Annotated in this window: 6 protein-coding genes; all 6 read left to right on the plus strand. The window is 43.9% G+C overall.

Translation table 11 applies throughout. From position 1 onward, the window contains the following. The first annotated feature begins 825 nt into the window (after positions 1-825). A protein-coding gene (gene prfB, locus F6K20_RS14635; RefSeq protein WP_131826916.1) for a peptide chain release factor 2 occupies positions 826-1,936 on the plus strand; the annotation gives its coding sequence in 2 pieces (ribosomal slippage) (positions 826-897 and positions 899-1,936; 1,110 coding nt in all). Between the two features lie 448 nt (positions 1,937-2,384). Continuing rightward, positions 2,385-2,600: a DUF3285 domain-containing protein gene (locus F6K20_RS14640; RefSeq protein WP_008183353.1), complete on the plus strand. Its 216-nt coding sequence runs from the start codon at positions 2,385-2,387 to the stop codon at positions 2,598-2,600. Between the two features lie 187 nt (positions 2,601-2,787). Further along, complete coding sequence (gene ybeY, locus F6K20_RS14645) at positions 2,788-3,315, plus strand: rRNA maturation RNase YbeY (protein WP_008183350.1); 528 nt, start codon at positions 2,788-2,790, stop codon at positions 3,313-3,315. Between the two features lie 98 nt (positions 3,316-3,413). Then, positions 3,414-3,929, plus strand: coding sequence for a diacylglycerol kinase (locus F6K20_RS14650; protein WP_008183348.1), 516 nt, complete (start codon positions 3,414-3,416; stop codon positions 3,927-3,929). Positions 3,930-3,964: 35 nt separating this feature from the next. Beyond that, a complete protein-coding gene (locus F6K20_RS14655) occupies positions 3,965-5,131 on the plus strand; it encodes an NAD(P)/FAD-dependent oxidoreductase (protein ID WP_008183344.1) in 1,167 nt (388 codons plus the stop codon). Between the two features lie 542 nt (positions 5,132-5,673). After that, positions 5,674-7,971 carry a glycosyltransferase gene (locus F6K20_RS14660; RefSeq protein ID WP_008183342.1) on the plus strand — a complete coding sequence of 766 codons (2,298 nt, stop codon included), beginning with the start codon at positions 5,674-5,676 and terminating at the stop codon, positions 7,969-7,971. Positions 7,972-8,197 lie beyond the last annotated feature (226 nt).

Below are 8,197 nucleotides of genomic sequence, written 5' to 3' on the forward strand. Positions count from 1 at the left end.
CGTGGCGAATTTAATTCGCCAACGGAAAGCGCACCTAAGCGGTCTTGGGGGTTTCCCCCACTCGCTATTGCATCAAGAAGCGCAAGAGTTTGACTTCTGACTTCTGACTTCTGACTTCTGACTTCTGCTATACCTAAATGTTGCTGAACTCTGAATCCCTAAGGAAATCCCAATACCCAAAGTGAGGGCTATTTATGGTAAAGTTTATGGTAAATATTGATAATCTATCTGTTCTAGGAAAGAAGCAAGTTGTTGTGTATTATGAAGCGTGATTAGTGGAGTAAATCAAATCGAGTTCCCTATAAAATAATATTGTAATTGTTCATAAACGATTTCAATAAAATTAGAGGTTGTCTGAGAAGTATCATTTGCTACATCAAAGCCCCCGTTGGTCCCCCAAGCGAGGGATTGCTCGCTTGGGGGACTTTTACCAGCAAATGGATTCTTGTTCCCCCCAAGCGAGGGATTGCTCGCTAGGGGGGCTAGGGGGGCAAAATTCAGTATCAAACAACTTTTCAGATATCCTCTTATAAAAAACGTTATATTATAGCCCTTAAAAAGGTTTAAAACGTAATTATACATTATATAATTACGTTTTAAACTTGTGATTAAAAATGGATATTACATCGATTAAAATATCGGTATAATATTTACAATTACGTTTTCAAATTGGAATTTGACCAGGGTATTTGAGATGGCGATCGCATCATAAAAATTCTCGGTATACTAGTATACTATAGTTGAAATGTATAGTTAAAATCAAGAAGATTACCTGGTGTATTTACATGGTGTAGTTATAATGGTGTTGTAAAGGATGGAAGCATTATGGAAACCGTAGAGCAGAAACGGGCAGTCGAAATCTTGTCGGAGCGCCTGGGTAAAACCCAGGACTATCTTTGACATTGCTGCTCTGAAGGCCAAAATTCAAGATTTAGAGCAGCTGGCAGCTCAACCAGATTTTTGGGATGACCAAAACTCGGCTCAGCAAACCCTTCAACATCTCAACGACCTAAAATCTAACCTCCAACGCTATAAACAGTGGCAATCCAGTTTGGAAGACACTAAAGCGATCTTGGAGTTGCTAGAACTAGAAACCGATGACGCACTGCTTGCAGAAGCTCAAACCAACTTGACTCAGCTGAATAAAGAACTGGATCGCTGGGAGTTGGAACAGCTGTTATCTGGTACCTACGACGCTAAAGGTGCTGTCCTCACCATCAATGCGGGGGCTGGTGGAACTGATGCCCAAGATTGGGCTGACCTATTACTGCGGATGTACACCCGTTGGGCAGAGAACCATGGTTATAAAGTCCACCTAGCCGAACTTTCCCCAGGAGATGAAGCTGGGATTAAGTCTGCCACTCTGGAAATTGACGGACTCCGCGCCTATGGTTACCTGAAAGCCGAGAAAGGTACTCATCGACTGGTGAGGATTTCCCCGTTTAATGCTAACGGTAAGCGACAGACTAGTTTTGCTGGAGTAGAAGTGATGCCTGCGGTGGATAATACCGTTGAGCTGGAAATCCCCGAGAAGGATTTAGAAATTACCACCTCCCGTGCAGGTGGTAAGGGAGGGCAAAACGTCAATAAGGTAGAAACTGCAGTGCGGATTGTCCATATTCCTACCGGCCTGGCTGTGCGCTGTACTCAGGAGCGTTCTCAATTGCAAAACAAAGAAAAAGCCTTAGTACTGCTGAAAGCTAAGTTGCTCGTGATTGCTGAGGAGCAACGAGCTCAAGAAATTGCCGAAATTCGGGGGGACATGGTGGAAGCGGCTTGGGGAAACCAAATTCGAAATTATGTGTTTCATCCTTACCAGATGGTGAAAGACCTGCGCACTAGTGTGGAAACCACAGCAGTTAATGATGTCCTTGATGGTAATCTTGACTTATTCATTGAAGCGTATCTGCGTCAAGAAAATCAGTTAACTAACTAGTAAGCAGTCAGCTATCAGCCGTCAGCCGTCAGCTAATCAACGGTCGGTAATAAACAAGCTGGGGGGTGCTGCTACGGCTGCTTGAAAATCCCTGCTCGTTTTACTCATCCGACCCCGTTCAGTTAAAACGCCTGCTAGCACCTCAAGTAGCACCATCTGTAGCGCATTAGCTGATAGCTGACTGCTGAATGCTTACACTAACTAATCACTAATGATTGGTTATTAGTGATTGTCAAAGTTGGTTGATTATTACTGATAAATAGTCAGTGGTCAAGTTTCAAGTAAGCAGGAATTAGGCAAAATTTGGCAACAAACTCGCCTTAGGTTTAGGGTGCATTGATAAAGCAGGCTACAGCTAGAGTTTCTGGGTAATTCGTGGTAAAAATTGTTAAGTATGCTGTTAGATTAAAATCAGCAAAGAAATTCTGACGTAGAGTACTTGTGTTCGATGAGCAACCCACCTTCACAAACCCAACAGCCAGAACAAGGTCTGGATACAACTACAGCCCCAGCCGATAGCGGTTCAAGTGAACCTAAGCCTAGTTACACCAAGTTAGCCATGCGCAATATGGTGCGTAAGGGAGGTAAATCTCTGAGACACTTTTTCCTCACCGTTTCTGGTTTATTGGCCTTACTGGTGGGTCTTGCCTACCTAACCCGTTAACTAAAGAGTTTGTTAAGTGATTTAAACTTACTCTTGTTGATGGCTCTATGCTTCGAGAGAGCAAAATCAAGGGAACAGTAAGCATAGTCCTAGACCCAGGATTAACGAAGCCGATGACCTAGCCAATCGGCTAGGTCATCGGAGTAGGTTACCCTACTGGTAGCCAAGCCTTTTGGAGACGCTGAGTGTGAAGTTTGAATTGAGTGTACAGGATTGTTTCTTTAATCGCTCCCATTCCGCTGAAACCATTACTAACCAATCCAGCAGCCCAATTTCCCTCCACACTTGGGAAAGCTGGTTTGACCAATGGCTAGTTGCCCTCGAACCGGATTTACCGGAGGCGAACAGCTACGAATTGAGTCTTCGCCTTACTGACAATAGTGAAATTCAGGCACTTAATTCCCAGTACCGAAAAAAAAATCAGCCTACAGATGTACTTGCTTTTGCAGCTTTAGAGGTAAACTCTCCTAAGTTATCACCCCAAAAGCAATTATCAGTGCCTCTATACTTGGGTGATATCGTGATTTCGGTAGATACTGCTGTTCAACAGGCTAAACAGCACGGGCATTCTGTATCTACGGAACTAGCCTGGCTGGCAACCCATGGTTTACTTCACCTTCTAGGATGGGATCATCCGGATGAAGAAAGTCTACTGAGAATGCTGGATCAACAGGAGACTCTACTTCAGAGCGTAGGTCTTTCTAATGATTCCTAGAAGTCTGCTGTGCTTTCCAGTATATCCCTAAAGGTTAATCCTCCTACCCCATATGGGAAAGATCAAGGTATACCCAAGACTTATCCCTGAACCAAGAAATGGTGTTACCAAAGGCGGAATCTTATCAAACTCAGTTTTTCGTGTCTAATACCTTGCCGATGACTCAAGAACTATCTATACCAGTACCCCAATACTCTGACTCCAAAGTCAAACCTAACCGAGATTTGGCTTGGCGAATTGCTCCGACATTAATGATTAGCTTCAAATATGCTTGGGCTGGGGTTCGCTATGCCTTTCTCACCCAACGTAACTTCCGCATCCATACAGCCATTGGAATTCTAGCGATTACCTTGGGCATTTTTTTAAAAATACCCCTGGTAGAACTGGCTGTGATTGGACTAACCACTGGGCTAGTCATGGCCATGGAGATGTTAAATACAGCTATTGAATCGGTCGTAGATCTAACTGTTAAACAGACATACCATGAACTGGCTAAAATTGCTAAAGATTGTGCCGCTGGTGCAGTGCTGATCTCAGCGATAACTGCTATTTTTGTAGCCGGTTCCCTGCTACTGCCACCCCTAATCAGTAGAATTGAGTCAGTTTTGGGCTAAATACCCAATTAGACTATACGATATGCGACTATACGATGAAAGTATATGACTGGATTGTCGTTGGTGGTGGCATTACTGGAGCAGCACTCGGGTACGAATTGTGTCGCCAAGGTTTGACTGTTCTGATTTTGGAGCAACATCCTACCCTAGAGGGAGCAACTCGCTATAGCTATGGTGGTCTTGCCTATTGGTCAGGAACATCAAGGTTAACTCGAGTGCTATGTCAGGAAGCTAGAGAAATTTATCAAACTTTATCTGAGGAATTAGCAACAGATACCCAGTTCCGGGAATTAGACTTATTGCTGACCATTGACCTCAAGGATGACTTTGAAGAATTGGCAGCCGATTATGCCCGTTGTGCTACTCCCCCAACTTGGGTGAGTGTGGCTGACGCTTGTGCCCTTGAACCATTACTCAATCGAAATGCGATCGCAGGAGCTTTTACTGTCCGTCACGGGCATATCCATCCAGGAAAGACTACCCAAGGTTACCTGAAAGCTTTCCGCCGTTGTGGGGGGGAAATCCAAATTGGTCGTGTGGTGGAACTGGTAAGGAGTTCAGATGCTATCAAGGCAGTCAAAACAGTAGCAGCCACCTACCACACCGCTAACACGGTTGTCTGTGCTGGTGGACTCAGTCGCACCTTACTGAAAGCTTCCGGAATTCCTGTCTACTTGTATTTCACTCATGAGGAGATGATTGAAACTCCCAGAGTTGACATCCAGCTGCAGACCATGGTTATTCCAGCAAATACGAAACGGTTTCAACTCGAAAAGCAAGCCAGTACTAAGTCAGTTCAACACTTGTGGGATGAGCCTGCTCATGAGGTAGTACCACCGATTCTTGATGCAGGTGCAGTGCAGTTTTTAGATGGCAGTTTACGGATGGGTCAGCTCAGCCGTGTACTGACAGACCCCTACGCCACTATAGCGCCAGAGAAAGGGGAAGCGGAAATTCGTACTCAAGTGGGTAAAATTCTACCAGCTCTTGAGAAATTACCAGGAACCTGGCATCATTGTTTAGTAGCATTCAGCAACACTAGTTTACCAGTGGTTGGTTCCTTCGGTGGTGTGGAAGGAGTTTATATATTTTCTAGTTTTACTAACCCCCTGGTATTTGTGCCACCCCTAGCCAAGCGCTTTGCTAACTGGGTGGTTGGACAAGAGGATGAAATAATAGCCGAGATGTCCCCTGCCAGTTAACAAAGTATTATGTTAAATTAAGCTAGGTTAAAGCTTGTTAAGAGTCTGTTGGTGATCGACCCATAGTCTCAGTCAAAGTGCCAATACAGTGGCTCCATCATCCTTAAAGCCCTTTGGTAGGGGCGACTCTGTCAAAGTTATGGAACATAGGTAGGGTCCAAGGTCGGATTAGACTGTACTAAGTTGGGTTAATGGTCACAGGCAGATACACCTTTAACCTGCAGAATAATTTAAGCAACGGATTTTGTGTTGACACCAGAGTAATCTTCACTGTCAAGGGTTAACGGTCAACAGTGAACAATCAGCAAGTTAAATGTTAATTAAGATAAAGAACGGTGGAAGCGACGGTCTACCCCTTAGCTTGTGAGGGAAGCTAAGGAATTAGCTCGTGCTAACAAGCGAGTTATGAGCCTAAACTAGTTATGAACCTACAGGTGATGGCAATCCCCTCCCCTCAACCCAATCGGCTGTAATAGGGGTCTTCTGCCAAGAACTAATGATCCAAGAACTAATGACAATACTGGAATTACAGTTAAGGGATTATGACAAAAACTCGCTCTAAGTGGCAGCTTGTGGTGGTAGGGATTTTGCTACTGCTGACTCTTCAGTATGTGCTGTGGCGATCGCTGTTTACCCTCAATCTGGATACCCTGGTCAATGGAGTCTTTAGCTTGGGGTTATTACTAGCGGAAATACTGAGGCTAGCTGGTAGCACCATTCAGCTGTTTTTCTTGTCCCAGATAAAAGATAGAAGTCGGGAAGCTGATTGGGGTGAATTATCGGTTATTAGTGGTCGTTTTACCCCGTCTGTTGACATACTTATTCCTACGTATAATGAACATCCCTCTATCCTACGACGAACAATTATTGGTTGTCAAGCTTTAGAGTATACAATAAAAACGATCTATCTTCTGGATGATACTAGACGTCCTGAGATCAAAAGACTTGCAGCTGAGCTAGGCTGCGAGTATATTACGCGACCAAATAATCTTAATGCCAAAGCAGGTAATTTAAACAATGCCTTTCCTCAAACCTCTGGGGATTTAATTGCTGTATTTGATGCTGATTTTATTCCTACTAGGAACTTCCTCAAGCGGACTGTGGGTTTCTTTAAGGATAAGGAAGTCGCTCTAGTTCAGACTCCCCAAAGCTACTATAATCCCGATCCGGTTGCCTATAATTTAGGTTTAGAAAACATTCTGACGGCAGAAGAAGAATTATTTTATCGACACATTCAACCAATTCGGGATAGCACAAATAGTATTGTGTGTTGTGGCACGTCTTTTGTGGTCAGGCGCAGCGCACTCTTAAGTATTGGTGGCTTTTTTACCGATTCCATCGCTGAAGATTACTATACTGGGGTTTGTTTATCGGCTCTTGGCTATAAGTTAATTTACCTTGATGAAAAATTAAGTGCTGGCTTGGCAGCAGAGAATATCGCAAGTCATGTATCTCAGCGGCTAAGATGGGCACAAGGTACCTTACAGGGACTTTTTCTAGACGCAAATCCATTAAGAATTCCTGGACTTACTCATCTGCAAAGACTGGTTCATTTAGATGGGTTGCTTTATTGGTTTACTAGCTGGTCACGAATTTATTTTCTCATTGTTCCCATAGCGTATACATTTTTCGGGATTATTTGCTTTAAAGCAACAGCTACGGAAGTATTGTGTTTTTTAGTTCCTTTCTATTTGCTACAGTTTTCTGTATTCTCCTGGGTAAACTGCGGCTCTCGCTCCGCTTTCATGTCAGATATTTATTCAGTAGTGTCATGTTTCCCGATTGGATTAACGGTGTTGCAGACAATGCTGAATCCTTTTTCGAGAGGATTTAAAGTAACCCCGAAAGGAATATCTAGGGAGAGTTTTAATTACAACTGGCAGTTAGCATCGCCGCTGATTATTGTATTCGTTGCTACAGCAATTAGCTTTGGGTTTAATCTGAGCGAATTATTGATACCAGTCAGCAGTTTGCCATCCCTAGAAACAGCCCAACTTACCCAAGGCATCAGCTTAGCTTGGATTTGGAGTGGCTACAATCTCCTGGTGCTGAGTATCGCCTTACTAATCCTTTTGGATTCTCCTAATCCGGATACTAACGAATGGTTTGACTTACGTAAAGTGGTGCGAATAAATATAGGAGGTCAAACCTATTGGGGCATGACTAAGTTGATTTCCCAAGTAGGTGCTCAAATCAAGCTGACCGAGAAGCTATCTATCTCCCTTAAAGATAATATCAAAGTAAGTCTGAAAATAATGGGGGAGAACTTGCGACTACAAGGAAAGATTACTCACACAGACCTCACGAGTGAAACTCCCACTCTCCAAATAGGATTTAATCAGCAGATGAGTTTACCCCAGACAAGGTGTTTAATTGAAATGCTGTTTTGTGGTGTGGGTCAGTGGAAACCTTGTGATACCCCTGGAGAATTGAGCTTGCTGTGGCTTTTATTAAAAAGTTTGCTCCAGCCCAGATTTGTGTTTAACCGTAATCCAAACCTCAGCACCATTAGCTCCGCTGAGGTACCAAGCTCTACCCTTACCAAACTCAATGGTGGAATTGCTGTGGTAGCACCAGCGCCAAAGGCGATGGAAACTGTTGCTGATTTCCAAGAGGACAATAGCTTCCAACCCCTGCTCAAACCTATTTCACTAGTAGCTCAGCCTAGGGTAAAACCTCCTAGTGTTCCTCAAAAAGTCGGTGAAGAAGTGGCGATCAAGGTGGCAATACCAATGAATCCAGAACTAAACTCCCAGGTGGAGGCGAGCGCTCATTGGGAAGCCGAAGGTGAAACCGTTGTGATCAAAGTGGCGATACCCAATGAACTAATCCAGAACTAAATTGCCAGCAAAATGCGATTGACCTTGGCCTTTAGGCCACGCTACGCGAATGGTCACGCGGGGCGCGTTCGCTAATTAAACAACGACTCAAGAGCGGCTATGCTAGCAAAAAAGTGGATTGAGCCAAAGGCGATCTAAAGGGATGACCATTTTTGAATTCAAAATGAATAGCCTTCTAATTTGGAATTGTTTCCACAGGTGCGCTTGACCTTGGCGAATTTAATTC

The organism is Moorena sp. SIO2C4 (assembly GCF_010672485.1).
Taxonomy (GTDB): domain Bacteria; phylum Cyanobacteriota; class Cyanobacteriia; order Cyanobacteriales; family Coleofasciculaceae; genus Moorena; species Moorena producens.

Bases quoted from the DNA above. Each gene is read 5' to 3' on its own strand.
- F6K20_RS14640 (WP_008183353.1), top strand. From the start codon at position 2,385: ATGAGCAACCCACCTTCACAAACCCAACAGCCAGAACAAGGTCTGGAT.
- F6K20_RS14650 (WP_008183348.1), top strand. From the start codon at position 3,414: ATGGTGTTACCAAAGGCGGAATCTTATCAAACTCAGTTTTTCGTGTCT.
- F6K20_RS14655 (WP_008183344.1), top strand. From the start codon at position 3,965: ATGAAAGTATATGACTGGATTGTCGTTGGTGGTGGCATTACTGGAGCA.
- F6K20_RS14660 (WP_008183342.1), top strand. From the start codon at position 5,674: ATGACAAAAACTCGCTCTAAGTGGCAGCTTGTGGTGGTAGGGATTTTG.